At 38.6% G+C, this 22,817-nt stretch carries 13 protein-coding genes; 5 read left to right on the top strand and 8 right to left on the bottom strand.

All coding sequences use genetic code 11. The features are described from left to right. Positions 1-4: 4 nt before the first annotated feature. The 3 genes from KME09_09615 to KME09_09605 all read right to left on the bottom strand — a co-directional run bounded on the left by KME09_09615 (position 5) and on the right by KME09_09605 (position 9,909). Complete coding sequence (locus KME09_09615; GenBank protein MBW4534180.1) at positions 5-4,303, bottom strand: glycosyltransferase; 4,299 nt, start codon at positions 4,301-4,303, stop codon at positions 5-7. A 243-nt stretch (positions 4,304-4,546) separates the two neighbouring features. Then, on the bottom strand, positions 4,547-8,719 hold the full coding sequence (locus KME09_09610) for a tetratricopeptide repeat protein (GenBank protein ID MBW4534179.1): 4,173 nt from the start codon (positions 8,717-8,719) through the stop codon (positions 4,547-4,549). A gap of 617 nt (positions 8,720-9,336) precedes the next feature. Then, positions 9,337-9,909 (bottom strand): hypothetical protein, encoded by a 573-nt coding sequence (locus KME09_09605; GenBank protein MBW4534178.1) that lies wholly within the window; start codon positions 9,907-9,909, stop codon positions 9,337-9,339. Positions 9,910-10,840: 931 nt separating this feature from the next. On the opposite strand from KME09_09605, the gene KME09_09600 reads away from it, so the two are divergent. The 5 genes from KME09_09600 (at position 10,841) to KME09_09580 (ending at position 14,523) form a co-directional block, all read left to right on the top strand. Further along, the gene (locus KME09_09600) at positions 10,841-12,271 is read left to right on the top strand and encodes a MotA/TolQ/ExbB proton channel family protein (protein ID MBW4534177.1); all 1,431 of its coding nucleotides are present in this window, start codon (positions 10,841-10,843) and stop codon (positions 12,269-12,271) included. Positions 12,272-12,309: 38 nt separating this feature from the next. Beyond that, the gene (locus KME09_09595) at positions 12,310-12,801 is read left to right on the top strand and encodes a hypothetical protein (GenBank protein MBW4534176.1); all 492 of its coding nucleotides are present in this window, start codon (positions 12,310-12,312) and stop codon (positions 12,799-12,801) included. A gap of 34 nt (positions 12,802-12,835) precedes the next feature. After that, positions 12,836-13,543, top strand: a complete 708-nt coding sequence (locus tag KME09_09590; protein ID MBW4534175.1) for a hypothetical protein — start codon at positions 12,836-12,838, stop codon at positions 13,541-13,543. Between the two features lie 189 nt (positions 13,544-13,732). Further along, entirely contained in the window at positions 13,733-14,281 is a 549-nt protein-coding gene (locus KME09_09585) for a Uma2 family endonuclease (protein ID MBW4534174.1), read from the top strand. A gap of 14 nt (positions 14,282-14,295) precedes the next feature. Beyond that, on the top strand, positions 14,296-14,523 hold the full coding sequence (locus tag KME09_09580; GenBank protein ID MBW4534173.1) for a LapA family protein: 228 nt from the start codon (positions 14,296-14,298) through the stop codon (positions 14,521-14,523). A gap of 315 nt (positions 14,524-14,838) precedes the next feature. Here the strand turns inward: KME09_09580 and KME09_09575 are convergent, their stop codons facing one another. The 5 genes from KME09_09575 to KME09_09555 all read right to left on the bottom strand — a co-directional run bounded on the left by KME09_09575 (position 14,839) and on the right by KME09_09555 (position 22,789). Beyond that, on the bottom strand, positions 14,839-16,344 hold the full coding sequence (locus KME09_09575; protein ID MBW4534172.1) for an ATP-dependent DNA helicase: 1,506 nt from the start codon (positions 16,342-16,344) through the stop codon (positions 14,839-14,841). A 144-nt stretch (positions 16,345-16,488) separates the two neighbouring features. Beyond that, positions 16,489-17,691, bottom strand: a complete 1,203-nt coding sequence (locus KME09_09570) for a trypsin-like peptidase domain-containing protein (GenBank protein ID MBW4534171.1) — start codon at positions 17,689-17,691, stop codon at positions 16,489-16,491. 99 nt (positions 17,692-17,790) lie between these two features. Next, positions 17,791-18,378 (bottom strand): DUF1802 family protein, encoded by a 588-nt coding sequence (locus KME09_09565; protein ID MBW4534170.1) that lies wholly within the window; start codon positions 18,376-18,378, stop codon positions 17,791-17,793. Between the two features lie 49 nt (positions 18,379-18,427). Next, positions 18,428-18,904, bottom strand: coding sequence for a chemotaxis protein CheW (locus KME09_09560; protein ID MBW4534169.1), 477 nt, complete (start codon positions 18,902-18,904; stop codon positions 18,428-18,430). A 33-nt stretch (positions 18,905-18,937) separates the two neighbouring features. Further along, positions 18,938-22,789 (bottom strand): response regulator, encoded by a 3,852-nt coding sequence (locus KME09_09555; GenBank protein ID MBW4534168.1) that lies wholly within the window; start codon positions 22,787-22,789, stop codon positions 18,938-18,940. Between the last annotated feature and the right edge of the window lie 28 nt (positions 22,790-22,817).

The raw sequence follows: 22,817 nt of genomic DNA, 5'->3' as shown, positions 1-22,817 counted from the left end.
GCAATTATTTGGGCTTTTGGAACACAAACGTTATCAGTCGATGAATATCGCAATTTGTTTGATAATCAGGGCTAAGGATGCTAACTTGATAATTCCTCTTTTCTAACTCTTCAATTAGATCCTCGCCAAAATCTACATATACCAAAGATTCTTGTCTGCCACCTTGAGGTAGGGGAGCAGAATGATATCTTGCTTCTACTAAATGAATATCTTCCTCACCAGCAGTATCTACCCGATAAAAAGTTTCTTGTCTCATTGGTAACTGGACAGGTATACTACAGACATGATAGCCGCCTGGTTTGAGGACACGCCAAATTTCTTGAAAAGCTTGCCAAGGATGTCTTACGTGTTCCATGATATCTGAAGTAATAACTAAATCAAAGAGATCGCTTTGATAAGTTAAACTTTCTAAATTCTGGCATTGAAGTCCGTCTCTGTAATCACCTGGTGTTACATCAGACCAAAAATAGGAATTTGTATAATTGATAAAATTTTTAAAGTATTTACGGAAAGGACCAATAACCCCAGGTTCATAGATGGATAGCTGTTGGAAGTTTCGATCTTGAGCCAAATCTTTAAGTAAAGTAATATTTGGTTTAGCGAAAATTTTAATAATTGCGTCTGTTTGACCACGATAACGCAAGGAAGACTTACAATTACAGCATTGATATCCTTCCCTTAGAGAATTATTATTTTTGTAAAAAGTTTGTTCTTCACCACATAAATTACAAAAATCATCATAACTAAATTCAGTTAATTCTTTTGATTCTGGAGATTTTTTAACATTTAATAATGACATATTAGTTTTAGAAGTAAGTTTGTCTGCTGTTGTTTTGACAGTATTTTCTAAGTTAATAATATTGTCACTAGATTGTAAAAAATTAGTAATTGAGAATCGATTACCATCTTCAGAAATACTTTTTTTAGTAAAGTATTTATCTATACGATTTAAAATTTTATCAACTCTATTTTCCCAATCAATATCTGCCAAAATTTGTTTTCTTTTATCAGTATTAGGTTTGATTTCTTGTCCTTTTAATATTTTTTTAATCCCTTGATTAAAATCTTCTTTGTCTGAGGCAACATAAATATTGCCTGCAAATTCTTCAATATTAGAGATAGTAGTAGTTACTATAGGAACACCAATAGCAAAATATACATATAGTTTAAGAGGATTCATATTTTTAGTCAGCTTATTATCAAGATGAGGAATAATAGCTACATCAAAATTTTTAATATATTTAGTTGCCTCATCGTATGATTTTACTCCCAAAAGAAAAATATTGGCATACTTCACTAGTGAAAAAATTTGCGAACTTCCATGAGCAGAACCAATTAAAACTATATTCCAATCAGAATTTTGAGTAGCTATGTATTCTAGTAATTCAATATCAATTCTGTCTGATAAATTACCAACATAACCAATAATTGGGCCTTGTAAAGTATTTAAAAACTCTGGTTTTAACCAATCTTTAGTATGAGAAAAAATTTCTGAACCATTGGGAACTACTTCAATATCGGAATTAAAAGGTAGGAATGATTGTCGTACTGGTTCACAATTAGTAAAAACTAGGTTGGCTTTTGATAAAATTTGCTGATAATTTGCTGATAATCTTTCAAAGTATTGAGGCTTAACATCCCACTGTCTTTGATCATCAATGATATCTGCAATTACACAGCCAAAATTTAATTCCTGATGCAATTCAGGAAATTCAAAGTTAACAGGACAAACCCAAGCTACTGTGTTGTGTCCTACTCCTGCTTCTTGAATAACTTTTTTAACAAAATCAGGATAATCTGATTTTTTAGGTAAAGTTTTACCTAAAAAATTTTTGCTAGAACTTTTATCACAATAAACAAAAGTTCGTTTAAGTATTTTGTTAGTATCTTTTAATCCTAAAAATCTATCTAGAGTATTAGTAAAGACTAAATTGTTTTGACTAAATTTAGCTTTAGGACCATACTGAACTGTTTCTTGCAGCTTTTCAGCAGATATAGGTGCATCAAAATGAATAATTTTATTAATGCGATCGCTTTTGGCTAAATACTTGGCAATCATATCTTGACGACGACCATAAATGTCTGAATCATTCTGCTTCCAGAAAAACAAAACATTAAAAGGTTCGTTTTTATTAATTGCAACAGAGGTTTTATTTGTTGAAAAACTTTTGATTGAATTTAACGATTTCTGATTAAGAATTTCGATCCCAGTTTCCTGAGCAATTAGTTGGAATACTTTTATATATACTTCTGGAAAAGGTTTAAGTTTATTTTTAGCTATAGCCAGGGTTTGTTTAATCCGTTCGGCGTTGACTCCATAAGTAAATTCAGTCATAAAACTATATCTTTCACGACTGTGTTTGGAAAACTTATTATTAGGATCTTGAAAAAAGTTTTCAATCACTTGTTCTAAATTTTCATCATCAACAGCAATTACCGATTTACTCACTATCAAATCCTGTAAAGGTGGTACCTTAGTAACAATTGTCGGCACTCCCATTGCCATAGCATCGGTTAATTTAGCTGGAATTTGATAATCTGCAATAAATGAATTAGGATCTTGCAAAATACAAATCAAGTCTGCCATCGAAACTAACTCTGGAAGTTTTTCCCAGGGTTGATTGTCATGAAAATCGATTCTGGCATTTTTGTATTTAGCAAACTGATTAGCAACTTGTTTATCTGTGATTGTGCCGATAATACAAAGAACTAAACGGGGATCGTTAAGATTCTCTAATGCTTGAGCAATACGAAATACACCTTTATGAGGTCTAGGTGTTCCTAAAAATAAGATTACACGATCGCGATCTTGATAACCAAAGTGTTGACGAATATTAATACGGTTGTATAATTGCGGATCAAAAATATTTTCATTGCGAGCATGTCTGACAATTACTCCCCCAAAACGTTGCTGTAAAGCAATGTTGGAAACAGTAAGAGCATCAGCAGTAGGAATCAAACTTTCGGCAAATCTTGTCCAAATCTCGCCGTAAGGTTTATACCAATCATTATTTCTTGAAGACTGTATTAAGTCGTCAAACGAGGCTAAGGGTTTATTTTTGAAAAACGATAGTTCGTGATCGTCAACATCTAAAATTAAAGGACACTGACTATAGTGTTTAATTAGCATCCCAATAAATAAACTAGGAAAACGAGGTTTACTAACATAGACAAAATCATATTTTTTGCTTTTAGCCAGCTTAATTGCTCCCTGGACAAAATCTTTAAAACTCGAAGCAGGAAAGATATTCATTTCCAGATCCTGATTTTGAATAGGAGACCAAATTTCGCTACCATAAAAAGGAAAAATTGGGCCAATAAGTTCAACATTGAAGTGTATTTTTGCCATGTCCGCTAGTAGATAGGCTCTACCAACAGGATTATGACTCATATCCCAAGAAACTACTGCTCCTTTCAGATTTTTTTCTGTAGAAACACTTTTAATCACAGAAAAATCAACCGAGCCATCTGACTGACTTAATGGTGGAGATAGAGGTTGTTTGACTTGAGTGGAACTATTTGATAATTTTACAGTTTTTTGGAAATTTCTCAATCGATGTTTTTCTAAGCTTAGTGATTCAAGATGATCTGCAAGTTTGACAGTAACCCAGTCTGGTTGCTTGGGATTTAATTCCAGAGATTTTTGATAATGTTTAACACTACTAGCTAGTTCTTCTTTAACTTCAAAAAAAATTCCCATCGAACGATGTATTTCATCGCTATCTGGATATAAACTTAAAGCCTTTTCTCCCACTTCTAAAGCTTCTTCTATATGACCTAATTTAGTTGCAATGACAATTGCACTACCATAAACCCATTTAGGTGAATTTTTATCTAAAGAAATAGTCTCTTTATAACAGTTTAAAGCTCCAATTAAATCATTTGCTTTATATTTTTGAGGCCCTTCAAAATGCAGTCGGCTTATTTTTTTTTGTCTTTCTATTTCTAATTGAGATATAGAATTATTATCTATCTGAAGATAATTATGAACTTTTTGATTTAAAGAATTTTGATATGTTTTTAATACCTGCTGAATTTGCTCGGATTGAGGATAAATTTGTAAAGCTTGATTTCCTAGCTCTAGTGCTTGCTCCAAGCGTTGAGTTTGAAGCATTAAAGTAATTGCACTATTATAAATAAAAGCTGGTTGATTAGGATTTAATTCAATTATCTCTAAATAAAAAGCGATCGCTTCTTCTAATTTGCCTTCTTTCTGTTTAGTAACTGCCTGAGTAGTTAACCATTCAGTGGAAGAAAAATTATTTAATTGTTTCCCATTCTTTTGAGGCTTAAGAGATACCATATATTTAGGTTAAATAAATAACTTGAGTTCAATAGTTTTGAGTGAAATATTTACAATAAATCGATATCATTTAATTAACAAAACAAATATTATAAAATGTTTCTAAAATTATATATAACTATATCTTAAAATAAGCGCATGTCAATAGCTATTGTTTTTTTTACTTGTCTTAAATTCACTTAAAACCTGGTTTTATCTACGCAAAAATACTTATCTATTTAAAATAGACATATTTTTTTATTATTACAAATAAAGATTATTGAATATTTGCTGTAATTTTTCTTTTATTTCTTCAGGAGTAAAAGGTGCGGTCGCACTTACGCTATTAGCTGCTAATTTATTCCATAATCCTTCATCTTGATACAATCTAATTATTTGTTGCGCGAATTCCTGGGCTTCGTTGGCTTCTAAGACATTTTGCTCGTGAGTCAAATTCATGCCTTCAATCCCCATTGTTGTCGCAACTATGGGTAAGCCATACTCTAAACTCTGACCAATTTTGCCTTTCATACCTGCACCGTATCTTAAAGGGGCAACAAATAAGCGATGATTCAGAAAATAGGGAGTCACGTCAGCCAGATAACCAGGTACAGAAACACGTTTATCCTTGCACAAAACCGCAACCTCCTCTGTGACATTGCTACCCAAAAGAGTAAGAGTTAATTCTGGTAGTTGTGACCAAACTAGAGGCATAATTTGCTCACACAACCAAGACACTGCATCAATATTTGGTGGATGGTTATAACTGCCAATAAACAGTAATCCCTGACGTTGTGCGAAAGAGGGCTTTTCTTCTGCATAGGGAAGATGTAGGTTAGGAACTACTGCTAAATTGGCTATTTGTTGCTGTTGTAAGATTTCTTGTTCTACCGTAGTTACTGTAATGGTTAAATCGGCATCATGAGCAGCTCTTAATTCCCGCGACTGCATCCTTATCCAAGAACGCATCTTTTCAATGCTTTGGTCGCCTAGCTCTACAGATCTTTGTATTCTAAGATAATGGAGGTCTACAGTATCGTAGATTAGCTTAATCTGGTCATGCTGACGAATTAACGGGGCATATTTTTCATATAACTGAGGACGACATACCCAAGCGATATCAACTAAAGGGAGTAATTCCACTAATTGTTGTTCAATAGTTCTATCATATCCTGGCTCAGTGTAGACTACTTCAACGGCTAAATCTTGAAGCATTTCGACATAGGGTTGTTCTTTTGCCCCGTTATCTGGCAAAAAGATCACATGAAAATCAAGCTGTTTAAATACCTGTATTAACTGCCAAAGACGACGTGCGCCTGATTCTTTATCGTAGCAGGGAGCATAAATATCTATGACTAAAATAGTTTTGTTGCCTAAATGTCTTCTACTTGCAGCTTCTACTCCAGACAAACTTCCATTTACAGGATATGTTTCGAGTTCTGCTGCCCATTTTTGCTTAAATTTAGTCATATTTACTGACTGATAGCGTTTGATGCTCTTTGTTAATTCAGTACCGCAACTTATCCCTTCATAATGGACAACTATGGATTTGGGTTGATACATCACCTTTAATCCCAGTTGATGACGAATAGCAAAGCAAAGATTAGTATCTTCATAATAGGCAGGGGCAAGATTGATTTCTAAGCCATTAAGAGCAGTCAACACCGATTTTCTGACCAGCAAACTAGCAGCAGAACAGTAATCTACAGTCCGCAGATAATTATATTGGGGAGCATTAGCATTCGCTTTTCTGCCATAGTTCCAGCCTGAACCATCTTGCCAAATTATGCCTCCCGCTTCTTGTAAGCTGCCATCGGGATAAATAAGTTTTGAGCCAACTGCTCCCACTTGGGGATCTTGCTCACAGATTAATAGTAGTTGTTCTAGGGCTTGAGGTCTTAATTCAGTATCGTTATTGAGGAAATAAATATAGTCCCCTTTGGCTGTCGCAATACCTCGATTGCAACTATGAATAAAACCTAAGTTTTCTGGGTTGTCGATGCGCTTTAAGCCTTTAACCTGTTCTAAGATTGTGACTGTCTGATCGGTAGAGCAGTCGTTAATCACAATCACTTCGATGGCTAGCTCTGAGCTAATATGTTCGGCAATTGAACACAAACACTTAAATGTGTAGTCAATCTGATTATAGACAGCAATAATAATTGAAACCTGGGGAGAATCGTGACTAGGTAACTCTAGCAAATACTGATGTTTTCCTAGCTTCTGTGACTTGGTTACAGTTACTTTAGATAAGAGGGTGGCAGTTTTTTCTCCTCTAGCAATCCTGACAACTAGATCCTGAAAATCTAGTTCAGGATTTTTTTTCACCAGTATTTCACTCAAACCCATTGCCAACTCAATATTACGGGGTTGTAATCCTAACCCAACCTGATATATAACGATCGCCTCATCTAATTTATTTTGTTTTAATAAAGCCTTCCCCAAACCCAGATATAGTTGGTGGTTTTGTTTATCTAAAGAGATTGCTTGATGATAAAGTTCAACATTATCTGGATCTTGAGCAATTTGCTCTAGCGAATAGGCAAGAGCTTCTTGTCGTGATTTTATACTACGCAAGTATAACATTTCGCCAATTTTCCGACGTGGCTCAGGTAAATTGGGGTCGATTTTTTGAGCGGTTTGATATGCTTTGGCTGCTTCGTCCCACTGTTCTAATTTAGCTAGAGCTTCTCCTAAGTTGTAATGTGACCATATAAAATCAGGTTTAAGCTTAATTGCTTGACGGTAATAGTTAGCAGCTGACTGCCATTGTTCTAGCTTGAGCAACACATCCCCTAAATTATTGTGCGACCAAGAATATTTGGGCTGAATAGCGATCGCTTGACGATAAGCCTGTACAGCTTTGTCCCATTGTTCTTCACGGGCAAAAACTTCACCTAAATTGTGCTGGATGTCTGCATTATTTGGCTCTAGCTCGACTGCTTTTTGATAACATGCTAAAGCAGATTGCCATTGTTGCTGCTGATAAAAAACTTTGCCTAATAAGAAATAACTACGACTCTGATGCGGATTTATTTTTAGCGCCTGTCGACAATAATTCTCCGCTGCTTGATAGTTGCCGATTGCAATTAAAACTTCTCCCAGCCGCCAATAAGCTTCAATCCAGTCGGGCTTGCTACTTATAGCTCGGCGATAACAGGCGATCGCTTGTTCAACTTTGTTTTGCTGGAGCAGCTTATCTCCTAGTAGATAGTGATTCTTGGCTGAGGCTTCCTGGGGTTTGAGGCTGAAACCTTGATAGTAGGCTAAATTGGCTTGTTCATGATTATTGATTTTTGACCAAGCTTTACCTAAATGGACATAGTACTGAGCTTCTTGAGGAGCGAGTTTCGTTGCTTGCTGGTAACAAACAATTGCTTTTGACCACTGCTGCTGCTCAAAATATAATTGACCTAACTCAAACCGAATCGATGCTGAATTGGGCTGTTGAGATGCTGCTTGAAGATATAGTTTGATCTTATCCTTGATAGTGGTTTTGGCTGACTGTAATTGAGGTAGGTGCTGATTTTCCTTGCTTTCAGGCAGTCTCATCATTGGCGACTGAGGCTTTGCAACACCTGCTTTGGTCGAACCAGGATTAAGCAAACTGCTAATTTGCTGCAAGGATTTTGATTGAGCTGATGGCAGGTTAGGTTCTGTTTGTAACTGAGCTAGCTTTTGATAATAATACAAAGCAGTTTCCTGCTGACCATCTTGCTCCAAGGCATCAGCCAACCTGGCATAGGCATTAAGAAAATTTGGCTCTAAATCTAAACAACTTTTATAACAGGCGATCGCCTGCTGCCTATTTCCCTCTGCTAGTAAATTATTGGCTAGATTAAAGTGATTTTGTGGTGACAGCATATTCGGTTGAATAGCGATCGCCTTAAAAAAACAGTCTGCTGACTTGTTATATTCCCCCAGTTCATTCCAAACTCTAGCCAAGTTGCGGTACGGTAGCGCAAAATCAGGATCGAGGGTGCTGGATTTCTGATAATGTTCAATTGCCTGCTGCCATTTTTTTTGCCTGGCATAAATACTGCCTAAGTTACAGTAAATCTCTGCCATGTCGGCTTTAGCTTCCAGAGCTTTTGCATACATACCAATTGCTTCAGCGCTTTTTCCCGAACACTGGAGACAGTTGCCCCAAATTTTATACGCCGTCGCCATTTTCGGGCGAACTCTTAATGCTTCCTGGCAAGCTGCAATACTTTCTGACCATTGCTGTTGCTCAAAATACAGTAAAGCTTGCCCAATATAAACGTCTGCAACAGATATCTCTGCGGGAGGTGAAGAATCTGTCTTCGTCTGAGGGACACGAGGCAATAAGACAAACTGTTCACTTGGCTGAGATTCCAGTTTAATGCTGTTGCCGTCGGCAGAAACATGGATCAAACCTAAGTTACTCAAATCAGACTCTAAAGATTTATGGGGCATTTTTGTTGACCACTTGGCTTGTGGACTTGACGTATTTGGAGCTAAATTGAGATTTAAAGAATTCGGAGCATCCGTCACTCTATCTTTCAATAAAAGACGGTGAATTTGTTTTTTATCTATCACTACAGTTTTGGCTTGATGTTAATAGCTAATCTTAGAGTAATAAGATTACTTATTGAGGAGTAAATAGTTACTTGGGCGATAATAATATTATTAGGTATAACGATACTTTGTCATTCGATGCTTTAAGTTATAAAACTAAAAAAATTGCTTAGCATTTGAATTAAATAATATTTATAGCCTATACAATACCAATCAATTTGCCTGATAACAATAGTAAATATACTTAAATTGTATTGAAGTTTAGATTAATAGTAGTAATCACTAACTTAATATCTTTAAAAATAATTAAAATATTTGGTAGCCTAAATATTTTAGTAACGAATATCCACTCATTATCTAAAAGCTAGTTGTTTAAATGTTTAAATAGCGATCGCAAAATAAATTAAAAATTAAAAAACGGCACAATTATATGCCGTTTCAAAACTTCATTGCTATTTAGCTTATGGCTAATTAAAGAGTGATGATTTAATTAGCAACTTAAACGCAATTTTGCTCTAGAGTAATTCAAAATCTTCGGTAGAATTTACAGAAGCATCTAGCTCTTCAAATTTAATTATTTCTTCGCCATCGACGGAAACTATACCAGTAGCCGTATCATAGCCCACTTCGTTGTTCCCTGTTAGACCTTGAATAGAAATTTGATCTTCATCAATATCAAAATCAGCAACCGTATCCATTGAACCATCGGCAAAGTTTTCTAGGTTAAAGACAAAGATGTCTTTGCCTTCGGCGCCAAATAGAATATCTGAACCTTCACCACCACGGATAATGTCGTTGCCATCACCAGCATAAACCACATCATCACCTGTATAGGCAAAAATCAGATCGCCACCTGTTCCTCCCAGGATACTGTCGTCACCATCGCCACCGCCGATAGTATCGTTGTCAGCACCACCAAGAACAAAATCATCTCCATCACTAGCTGAAAGATAATCATTTCCAGCCAAACCCTTGATTAGTTCACCATCATTAGTGCCATACAGAATGTCTGCATTTTCTGAGCCAATAATATCTAATCCTTCACCGTTAAAATCGGCAACATCAATATTTACTACGATCGATGACATATGTTTTCCTCTACAATCTTTCTTTATCTACTAAAAATTTTCCAAGCTATTAAAATAACGGCTTATTGTCCTTGTTCTAAGGATCAAACGCTATCATATTGCCAAAATTTTCAATCATCAACTGAATGAGATTAAGTAAAAAAGCCTTGTAATTTTTATAACCTTATCTAGCAAAGCTACCAAGACCAAAATAGTGTTTTTGTAGTCCTAAAAAACAAATTTAATTTTCCCGCTAATCTATCGCTCAAAAAAGGTTCAAAAGAGCATTCTCGCTTTTATTAAGTAAATATTAAGTTTTGTAATAAATATTAGATCGAGTTAAATCTCATTCCAATTCTTCAAAGTGGCTAGTGAGGATCTACGTATATATATGCAGATGTAGACTTTTAAGCTTTGTACTAACAACCGCGATTAGGCTCCCCTAAAGGATATGCGTAGCGGTATCTCCAACTATGCGAGACAAGTGCTTTAGCACTAGCTTCGCGTGACGCGACGTTAGGAGCTAATCCTTTAGGACGCGCCTAGCCTTCGGCATCGCCTTAAGTAGATTTTTTATTGGTTGAATACTGTCTATAAAATTTTGATAAATAATCAATATTTTTTTGGCTAATTATTTAAATCTAGCTTTCATTAATTCTCTTATGGCGAGTAAGATGAGCAATTATCTTCAGCTTTTTTACCAAAATTTGGTATGAGAAATAAAGCTAAAGTATTTTGTTGTAGACCAAGCACGTGCTATCTAACTCAGGTAAATTATTTTAATATCTAAAGCTAAATAAAATATATTGATATTGCCCAGCAACTTATACCCACCGTCAAAGACTAAACTAACCAAGGTATGACGTTAATTTAACCAACTTCTAAGCTATTGCGGACAAACCGTGAGCTTATAGGCACAAAGCAGCAATTAACCACAATTAACCACTAATTTATGAATAAGCTTAACCTTAAACCTAAAAAATCTCGCATTTCCGATCTCCAACGTCAGGAATTAGACATTAATCTTGCTATCCTATCGCTAGCATCACTAGCCATTTTTTTGGTCACGTATCTAATAGTTGGGATTATTCCAGCTATTAGACAATCCTATGTTGGCGTCTTGCTCTTTGAGAGGGGTTTTATTCAGTATCTGTCGGTGGCCTTAGCTGCTATAGTAATTGCTACTGTCGTCATGAAGTTTTTGCTGCTGAGAAAAGAACATGAAGCCCTCAGAAAAATCTGGATTGCCGATCATATACCCCTAGAACGTCCTGATGCCCACGAAGTAGAATACTTTCAGGAACGGTTAATTAAAGACGGTAACTTAGTTGCCATTCGTTGCGGACGAGTGCTTAAAGCTTATATCAAAAGTGGCGATCGCACGGCTGCCAATGAATTTGCTTTAGATGACTCTGCCTTCTATGCCAATAATTCAGAATCCTCCTATTCCTTTCCTCGCATCTTGGTTTGGGCAATTCCCTTACTAGGATTTATCGGTACAGTAATTGGGATTAGTGGTGCGGTTAGTGGCTTTTCAGGATTTATCGAAAATTCTGGCGATGTCGAGCTAATTAAAAAAGGTATTGGGACAGTTACTAGCAGCCTTGGGGTAGCTTTTGACACCACCCTATTAGCTTTGTTTCTCAGTGTCTTAGTAATGATTCCTTTGGTCTTAGTCGAAAACTATGAGTCCAATCTGCTATTAGGCATTGATGTCTTTATTAACGACAAACTACTACCCAGACTAACCAAGAAAAATGAACAGTTAGACCCCGCAGCGATCGATCGAGCGGTAGCAGGAGCAATCAAAGAACATTTCCCTGACCCCGAAGACCTGATCGATCCAGCCCATAGCTATGCAGAAAAGGCTTCAGACAAGCTTTCTAAGGGGTTTTTGAGCGAGGTCAGCAAAGTATATGGGATTAGTTCTCAGGTGATTAATCAGGTAGGAGATATCAGAGAACAGGCAAATCGCGATCGCCAAGAGTTTCTCACTTTTTTTGCCCAACAGCAAAAAACTAATCAAGAATTAGTACAGCAAATCAAATTGGTGGTGGAAGAGATCAGAAGCAAAAATATGGCAACGGCTCAAGATCTCAATGCTCAAACTCAAGGTATTAGTCAGCAATTGGAAAAAGCGGCTCAAATTTTAGAAACTAGAATCGGTTCTTTAGAGGCGGCTACTCGAAAAATACCCGATTTCTCCAATATTCAACCTGGTGTAGAAAGAAGTTTTGCTTCCCTCGAACAAACGTCTCAACTAGAAAATGTCTTATCAGGAATTAGAGATCATCTGACTCAAATACAACCTGTGCTGCAACAGCTGAATAAACCTCGTCGCATTACCCTAGTCGAGCATGATCGCGATCAAAACTCTAGATAACCACCATAGAATTTGTTCTTACCTAGTTAGACTAAACCATGCCCAGACGTAACATATCTCGCAAACAGCAAGCAGAGGTCGAACTGTTTCCTTTTCTCTCCGTCCTCGCCTGTACTATTGGCACGCTAGTTCTGTTGATTGTTGTTTTAACTACTCAAGCTGGAGAACCTCAAGAAGCGGTGATCGTCGCTAAAACAGATGAAAATAGTCAAAGGTCTAATGGCAAAAAGACTGATGTATATTCTAATCACAATAAAACTCCTGTCTATATCGAGGCTCGTAAGGATGGTTTTGTTCTACACCCTAGTAAAAAGTTTGCTCCCAGAACAGAGCTATATGATGAAAAATCCGCTTTAAGAAAGACCATTGCTAATCTCAAAGCCAATAAGGATAAGCAATATCTAATTTTAATTCTTCGTCCCGACGGCTTAGAAATGTTTGATAAAGCTCGTCAGTTGGTACGGGGAGAGGGAATAGATATTGGCTATGAACCATTAGAATATGGTTTAGAGCTGAAGATCGAAAGTTAAAAAGTATTATTGATTTTAGAGATAAATATAACCAATGAGAAACAGAGTTAGACGCAAAATGCCGAATGCTAGTCAAAACCTAGACTCTTTTTTAGATGTTCTGACTAACATCGTTGGTGTCTTGATCTTTGTCAGTTTATTTGCCAGTTTGGCTGCTAATGGAGGCGCTCCTAAAACCCACCTTACAATTCAGACTCCCCTTGCTTCGACCACGGATAAAGAACCATTGTGGTTTGAAATCCAGAATAATAAAGTAAGTTATCTTAATTTACGTCAAATTAGAAACAAAGAAATTGAGCTATCAGGCAGCCTACCCAACTGCAACAAGCCATCTAGTGGGGACTCAGTGAGCCTCAGCAATTATCAGTCTTGCTTATTGAGTATTCTCGGTCGTCAAAGTAACTTTAGAGTTGATACAGATAGCTATCGGGTAAGAACAGTAGACCAAGGAGTATCATTGCTGTTTGAACCCCTGTCCAACAATATTGGTGAGACAGCTACTAAATTAACTGCCGCTAATTCTGCTTATCAACAGGTTTTATCAAAGTCTAATCCGAACAAAGACTACTTAGCATTTATTGTCAGACCAGACAGTTTTGAGGCATTTCGCGACGCTAGAAAACAGGCATGGGAAGCAGGTTATGAAGTTGGCTGGGAACCTCTTGAACAAGATGCACCGATTAAAATTCGCACGATTATCGGTTCGGAGCTTCCAGGCGGAAGAGCAGTCGGCGTACAGTAGTATAGCCGTACAAAGTTAAATTATGACATTAGTAGTAGTCGGCTCGTAAATAGGAAATAGGAAGTAGGAAGTAGGAAGTAGGAAGTAGGAAGTAGGAAGTAGGAAGTAGTATTTCAAAAATGTCCTAACGTTTTTACGTATGGTTATATTAAACAAATATGGTAATAAAAAGTAAATGTAGTTCGAGCCATGACAATAATTACTCATAAATGGTCGGTTGAAGAATATCATTTAATGATTGAATCAGGGCTGTTGACAGGCAAATCTGTTGAGTTATTAAATGGTGAGATAGTTGATATAAGTCCTGAGCGAGAAGAACATAGTTACACTAACGATGATGTGGCAGAGTTACTCAGGGAAAAATTGCAAGGATTGGCTAAAATACGTGAATCTCATCCTATTACCCTCGATAATTCTGAGCCTGAACCAGACATAGCAATAGTCAGATTACCTAAAACTATCTATGCGCAACATCATCCCTATCCCCAAGATATTTACTGGCTGATTGAAATATCAAATAAGACTCTCAGCAAGGACCTAACTGAAAAAAGTACTATCTATGCACGTAACGCTATCGTCGAGTATTGGATAATCGATTTAATCAATAAAAAGCTAATCGTTCATACCGTTCCTGAAGGCAATAAATATACCAAAGTTACAGAATATACCAAAGGCATAATTTCACCGTTGGCTTTTCCCGAACTTGGGATTGCTATAGAGCAATTGCTATTATTTTAGCTATTATCGTAAGTATGAAATCTTTTACCAGTTTATTAAGTTCACTAATTCTGGCGATTTTGGTAGCGGCGATCGCAATTTTCTCGATCCAAAATATTCAGGATGTTTCCCTTAAGTTTCTCACCTTTGAGTCAATTACAATTCCCGTTGGCGTGCTATTAGCTTTATGTAGTGCGATCGGCATCATTTTAGGCGCGTTAATCCCGATCCTATTTTCCCGCAGGAAAACTCGTAGAGGCTAATAGCGCTTTGTCAATTAATTGATGATGGGTGAGTAAGCTTAGAGTAATGAGTAATGAGTAATGAGTAATGAGTTTTTAACCTACTACCTATATGCGAAGCGGTATACCATTTGCGAAGCTTATCCTTTAGGACAAGGGTATATCCGAAGGTGTATCCTTTAGGACAATGTGCCACGGCATTTGCGGAGCTTATCCTTTAGGACTAGCTGACGCGAAGCTAACCCTTTAGGGTCGCGTCGTCCTTTAGGACTACCTACTACCTACTACCTAACCTCAATCCATCAATTAATATTTAACAGACTAGTAGCGATCGCCTCAAGAATCAGGATAACCAAACCATGTCGGGTCAATATAATTAATCCGTGCGCAGGGTTCGAGGGCAGATAAAATAGTTTTGCCGTAGCTACGGAAATTAACCCGATTATCTAAAAGAGCAACGATACTTTGGGATTCTCTTAGGGGAACAGTCGTCTGTTCTAAAGTTTTTAAAGCAGCAGGCAGCAAATATAGTCTAAACCAGTCTTGACGCTGATCTTTGTAATACTTGACTAAATTAGCTACTAGCGGATTCTCCAGAGAAGGAATTGGTAGAGTGGCAATAATCAGCAGCCTGGGAATTGGTAAAGATTCTTGATGTTGGTTCCAAAATGACCAGCCACAGATCAAAATACTGTCATTTAACACCTTAGTGTTTTCAACCCTAACCCTAGAGCCAAATTCCCCCGCTAAGACTGAACCAACTTGTCCTTGCAGGGGTACATCATCAGCAATGACGACGATTAAACGTTTGATGCTACTGCTGAGTCCTACTAGCAGTAAACTTTCCGCCAAAAATGATTGCCGAAAATCGGGCGAATTGGGCATGGGAAAGCGATCGGGCAAATAAAGTTGAATATGATTGTTTTGTCGATTAGGGGTAAACTTAAGGGTCAGAATCTCGGTATTTAATCCAACTCGCTGCCGATAAGTTGTTGCCTCAGCTTCGGTATCCAAAAAACTACCAATAATTACTACAGGCTGCTGTTGCCAAATAAAACTGAGCTGATTACTTACTCTGGCTGGAGCAAGATTAATTGTCAGAGAACCCCGATCGCGATCGCGAGCAATCCAAGATATATTGGACTTATCGGCCACCTGTTGCCAAAACTGAGCAAATTTACCCTTTAATAGCTGTTGCTGGTTTAAGGTTTCGCAGAGGCGGTTAATTAACTCTAATTCCGATGCGAGCAAGACATAGTTACGATAAGGATTTTCAGGACGAGCAAAAATTGATTTAGTCAGTTTAATTCTCGTATTACGGATCGACTCTTGAGCCTGGGGCGCAGACTGTAATAAGGCATTCCAATCTCCAGCGGTAATGCTGATGGTTAACAACTGTCGAGTCCATTCTTCTAAATTATCGGCGCGATCGATAATGGTCGGCATGTTCGCGGGAAACCGAGCCTGAGATTCCAAGCGATCGCTCAACCAGCTTTGAGGTGAGGTGAGTAACAGTCGATCGTCTGCTTGCCAGCGATCGCCAATTCGTACTTTTTTAGTGATCCCCAGCCATTGCTTAAGCTTGGGAATTTCCGTTTCTAGCAAATATTCTTGAGTAGCGATCGGCGCAACTACAATTACTGGCCAGTCCCCCAACAAGATCGGCGTTAAATAACTCAAACAGTATTTAGTCACACTGCTGCCAGTCTGCATGAGAGCAGGACGACCTAAGCGTAAAGCACGGGAAATAAGTCGCGCCATCGTCAGATGATGAGGAAAATTACGATTCCCATGCTGGCGTAAAAAATCTCGCAGGGAAGAATGAACATCTGCTTCGATCACGTTAATCTTGTCTGATGAAAAAGAACCACGGTGTTTTTGTCAATTAGCTTGTTTCAGATAGATGAGATAGGTTTCCTTTGCTAATCATAAACAACCGTTGCGCCAGTTCCAATTAGTTTTTGCTCTGGGCTATATTGATGCATCTTATTCAGAGTTATCTTGAGGAAAAGCACCAGGCTTTACTTTAAGAGTCTTAGCTTTACCATCTCTAATAATTTTTACTTCCAGTTCGCTACCGATTTCACTTGAATCTACCTGTTCCTGTACTTGGAGAGAATTTGTCACACCCAAATTTCCTACCTGACTAATGACATCTCCTGGCTGGAAGCCACTCTTGGCAGCAGGAGAACGAGGAATAACTTTAACCACCAACACTCCTTCAGACTCAGTAATCTTAAAGCCAAATTCTTGACTAGAATTAATTTCCGCCTTAGTTTCTTGGTTAAGATTGACCATCTGAACCCCTAAATAGGGATGGTCTGCCTCTCCTTTAGCAAATAACTGATCGGCAATTCTTTGGGCAGTTTCAATCGGAATGGCAAAGCCTAAACCCTGAGCATCAGCGCGAATTGCGGTGTTCATGCCAATTACTTCTCCTTTAGAGTTAAGCAATGGCCCGCCTGAATTACCAGGATTAATCGCTGCATCCGTTTGAATAAATCTTACTCGCTTATCAGGAACTCCCACTTGAGAACTAGAACGGTCTAAAGCGCTAACAATACCTACTGTAACGGTATTATCTAAGCCTAAAGGGTTGCCGATCGCGATCGCCCATTCTCCAGGAGTCAAATTATCGGCATTGCCGAAGCTAACAATGGGTAAATCTGTTGCCTCGATTTTAATCACCGCTACATCAGTAATAGAATCTGTACCTAAAACTCTGCCTTGATAGCTAGTACCATCTTTGAGGGTTACCTGAACTTTTTCTGCACCATTGACTACGTGAGCATTGGTAATTAGACGACCATCGGAGGCGATAATAAAGCCTGAACCCGTTCCTCGTTCAATTCGATCTGGCTCAGTTTGCGGATTTTCCCGCTCTTTATTGCCAAAAAAACGTCGCAAGAGAGGATTGTTTAAATTTTCAGGTAAACCAGCAGAAATATTGCGAGAAGCATCGATTCTAACTACGGCAGGACTCACTTTCTCTACCGCAGTCGCAATAAAATTGACATCGCGATCGCCACTTGCAAAAGTACTAGAGGGAAGAGGAATGGCTGCGCTTGGTACTCTAGCCTCCTGTACTGGTGATGAGCGTTGGGCATGATAATTTCCCCAGAAGCCTAAACCACTTCCAAGAGCAAATATACCTACATAAATACTTAGCCTGGGAGAAAAGAATTTCATATTATTTATTGATGCTGGGTTGATTCCCTAATCACAATTATTACAGACAAAAATCAATAAAGTTTTCCTAATCTCAAATCAGACTGATTCAAAACTTGACTATTGATGATCGGCTTTAGCGCCAACCAAAGCTGCAATTTTTTGTGCCTGAATTGCATATTCATCATCACTAATTACGGGATTCAGGTTATCTTGAGCAATAGGCTCAATTAAATCAATCCAAGATTTGCAACCGCCATAGGAAGAGTCATAAAGAATAGTTTTGGGGATCGCCAGACGATAAACTCTCAGCAATAAGACAATTAATGGTCGTTGAGGTTGCCACCCAAGGCGATCGCTAATCATCTGCTCATGCCAAATATGATATGGTTGCAATGCTTCAATCTGTTCTTTACTGCTGACAGGTACAACTTGAGTAATTTCAGCACAGCTTTTGATGATTACAGTCTGAGGATGCCAACCAGACTTGACTGGAGTTACTTTAGAAGCATATTCTGGTTTGAGTAGATGGGGTTTTTGGTGTTCATAAGTTGGATAGAGCCAGACTAAAGGCTGCTGAACTTGAAAACCTGCTTCACGGATGCCACCTTTGCGCAAGAGAACAATTGTCTTTCCCGTACTCAAAGCATCAACGGCGATCGCCCATTCTTTTAAAGCGTGTTGGAGCTGCTGGTTAACTAGACCCATTGCTAATTTTTACTATAAGTAATCGGCGATTTTCTCGCCCTATTCTTAACTATACAAGACTAGTTAGATCCAAAATAAAAATTGTTTTGGTAGCATTTTTGTCAGGAATTACTGTAACGTGACTAGCAATTTTTAAAGTATCGGCACGACGATAAGCATCGGGTATTAGACGAATTTGCTCTAGAGACAGATCGATTAGAGTTGGTGCTTGGGACACAACAATTCCCAGGGGTTCACCGACAATATTTTTACTGATGATAAAGTATCCAGTGGATTCAGACTGGGTTAGGCTAACACCAAATAACTTTTGATGTAGATCGACGATCGCAATTTCTTGTTCGGGAAAATGAGTTAGATTAACATGACTTAATCCACTACCGTAAACCTCAATTTGTTTCACTACCTTTTGCACTTGAAGTATGGGTAAAGCTAAGGTGAGTTTACCAATTTCAAATACTAATAGCTTGATTAATGCGTCGCTGGGAACAGATGTGTGGAGATGCGGATCGAGGATTATATTAGGCATAATTTTACTAAATCGATTAACGTTAAGTAGCTGCTATGGTCGAAGATATTGTTCAATTTCCGCGATAAACTTGTCCTCAATATAAGGCTTGGTAAAAAATCCTGCTGCCCCCAAACTTGCTGCTAAACTTCGATGTTTTTCAGTTCCGCGTGAAGTCAGCATTACTACAGGTATTTGGCTTAACGGGGGTTCTTGACGGCGTAGGGTCAGAAATTCAAAGCCGTTGACATTGGGCATTTCGATGTCACAAATCACCAAATCAGTTTGTAAATTACTCCGAAGTTGGTTTAATCCTTCGGCACCATCTCGACTCTGTAGTACTCGATAACCTTTTTGTTCTAGACTTAAAGCCAAGGTTCTGCGCAAAGCAGATGAATCATCGACGATCAAGATGGTCTTAGTTTTAATAGCGATCGCCGTTTGGGTCTTATTCTCGGAAGGCTTTTTGCCCTCTAAGATTTGTTTCACTGCTTGAATAAAGTCTTGTTCTACATAGGGCTTGGTAAAGTAACCATCTGCCCCTAGCTGTTGGGCTAAATTGCGGTGTTTTGCTCCACTGCGAGAAGTCAACATAAAAGTGGGAACTTGAGCTAGAGCCGAATCTCGACGGCGCATACCTAAAAACTCAAAGCCGTTCATCACAGGCATTTCCACATCACAGATAATTAAATCGATCTCAGGATGCTGTTTAAAACCGTTAAGAGCTTCTTTGCCATCTTTTTTTTGCACCACCCGATAGCCTTCTTTTTCTAAAGTTAAAGCCATCGTTCGCCTTAAAGCAGTAGAATCATCCACAATCATGATGGTTTGGCAAGATGTAAGCTGTGTGGCTACTTCGCTGACCATACCACGATCGCTCTGGACTGATTCAGATGCCGACTTGACTTTTGGGATATAGCTTTGGGTGATGCTCGTCCCTTGTGATTCACCTAAAATCATACTGATTAAGGCGGAACCGTCAAAGGCGGGAATAAGACTACCATCACTGAGGATTGTACAGCCATAACTATAACTGGGAGGAGCGATCGCTTTGCCGTAGGGTTTAATCACTAATTCTTGTTCACTCAGTAGACTAACAACTTCTAAAGCAAACAATTGTTGTCCTCGTCGCAGCAAAAGTAATGGTGCAGCCCAATCTTCAGGAGGAGCGATCGTTTTAAACGCTTTACTACTAGAATCGGTGTCAGGAATCGGACAATTATAAGACAAAATTTCTGGCAGGGCATAAATTGGAATCAGCTTGCCCTTAAGGAATAAAAACTGCTGTCCGTTAGCTAGTTTGATTTGTTCGGCGGTGGGAATAATAATCTCTTCAATACTGTCGGCTGGAATAGCGAAGGCGGTCAAACCAAGAGAGCAGATTAAGAGTTTGGCAATAGTTAGAGTTAAAGGCAGACGTAGAGTAAAAGTAGAACCCCTGCCACGAGTAGAAGTTACGCCAATTTTACCTTTGAGAGTTTCAACTTGCGATCGCACAATATTCATCCCAACTCCTCGACCAGAAAGTTCACTCACCTGACTAGCAGTCGAAAATCCTGGTTCAAAGATTAGCTCAAACAGTCTTTCCTGGGATGCCGAGGCAGCTTCCTGGGGTGAAATTAGACCCTGTTCAATTCCTTTTTGGGTAATTCTGGCTAAATCCAAACCTTGACCATCATCCTTCACTTCAATCACGGTTTGATTACCCTGATAGTAAGCCTGAATTTCAATTAAGCCAGTGGCAGATTTTCCTTGTTGAATTCTCAACTGGGGATCTTCGATGCCGTGGTCAAAACCATTGCGTAAGAGATGGAGTAGAGGGTCAGACAACTTTTCTAACACTGCTTTATCAACTAGTACTCCAGTCCCTTTTAACTTTAGGTCAACAGATTTATGGTGTTTACTGGACAAATCGCGCAGAATACGGGGAAAACGCTGCAAAATTTGCTCCAGGGGTAGCATCCTCACCCACATCAACTCGTCCCGCATCTGTCTCAACATCTGACCTTGACTATTAATCGTCCGATCCGACTGCTGGGCAAAGAGGGTAATATCTTCCACACTTTCCTCAAGCTGCACCATCTCTTCCAACACTTCTTGTAAAGAGGAATAGAGCAGACTATAGCTATCGAGTTCCAAAGCATCAAACTCAGTCTCGGTATCACTATCCAAAGTAGGAGCATTGGGGATGCGCGATCGCGCTTCTAACAACATTTGGTCGGATATTTCCCGTAGCTGTTTAGTCACTCCTCGAAAACGCCAACACTTTTGCTCTAGTTCAAAAACATTTTCCTGTAGCTGTTCGTTTTGTAAAGCCAGACTATTACGGTTGATGGTCAATTCTCCCACCAAATTATTCATTCGCTCTAAACGATCTAAATCAACCCGTACCGAAAGCTTAGATGCAGTGTTAGAAGTATTGGCGGTGGTTGAAGCTTGAGCTTTGGGCTTAGGTGGCGACTGTGATGAAAGTAATAACGAATCTGGCTTGGCACTAGGAAGACTGTCAAAAATATCGGCAATTGATTCTATGGTTGTGGTTATTTCAGGCTGTTCAATCTTTTGCTCTACGTCATCAACGGCTGGTTCAGGTTCGATATCGATTGCCGACGCACCAAAAATATCTTCAGCTAAAACTTCGTTGTCAGCAACATCAGACCATAAATGTTCGGAGTCCGATATTTGTTCGTGGGTAAAAACATCATTATCTGTCTCTTTCTCTGTCTGAGCTGTAAGTGCTTGGTCAGCAACTAGATTAAAGATCTGACTAAGATTATCGGTGGCAGTTTCTGGATCGCTAACGCTCGACCATAGATGATCGAACTCGGTAGCAATTTCCTCGCTGGCAAAAACATCATTATCTGTCTCTGTCTGGTCTGTAACTGCTTGGTCAGCAACTAGATTAAAGATCTGATTAAGCTCATCTGTGGTATTTAACGGCTCAGCAAAATTACCAAAGATATCCTCGGCTAAAGCTTCATTGTCAGTAACATTTGACCAGTTATCCGAGTCTAGAGCAATTTCATCGTCGGTTACAAGATCATCAGTTAAAGGTGTAGTAGACCCAAAATGATCTTGAGGCGAGGCTATTTGGCAATCCGTATCAGTTTCAGCAACCTTGCTTTGAGCTAATTCAATTAAAGCCAGAGAAACTGTTCCACCCCGTTCGCGATCGCCTGCTAATACTTGTTCGGTAGCTAAAGTACAGTCAGCAACCATAACTTGAATAATAGTTAATGCAGCTTGGGGATTTAACTGTAATGCAGCTTGGGCAGTTTGAACAATATCGCTAAATCCTGAGAGGTTAAATAACTCGGCAAAACCAGCAAACATTTCGAGAGTTGCTCCTAACTCCGCTGCTGGTTCATAATCATGTGGATTTAAACTAACTGACTGTAAGCGATCTAAAGCTTTAACTACGTCCACTTCAAAAATTGAAGCAACAATATCTACTCCCAAATCATTGGAGCTAGGAAGATAGTTATCAGCATTTTTTAGAGCTTCTGCTAAACGAACTTCTAAAGCAGCAAATACTGGTTCAGCTTTGAGTAAAGCTGCCTCCTCATCAAAAGAGCCTGTCTGAATTTGTTCGAGTAACGGGTTAGATAAACAGTCGTAACCTTGAAGTAATAAACTTTCTAATTCTGGATCAAAATCAACTCGATCGCTGTAAAGAGCCTTAAAAAAATCTTCTAACCGATGTGCCAACAATTCAATGGCGTTCAACTCAACACTAGCAGCACCACCTTTAATGGAGTGAGCCGCCCGCATCAATTCGTGTACCTTGGGTATACTGTGGTCTTGGCGTAGCTCAAGTAAGCCTGTTTCTAATAGCTGTAAAAGCTCTTGGGCTTCTTCGACAAAAAATTGATACGCTCGATCGCGAATATCGGGGTTGAGTGACATGGTTTAGATCTAATTGACAATTTATAGG

It is taken from the genome of Pleurocapsa minor HA4230-MV1 (assembly GCA_019359095.1).
Lineage (GTDB): Bacteria > Cyanobacteriota > Cyanobacteriia > Cyanobacteriales > Xenococcaceae > Waterburya > Waterburya minor.
Note: the sequence above shows the minus strand (reverse complement) of the source record. Positions and strands in the feature narration are given on the sequence as shown.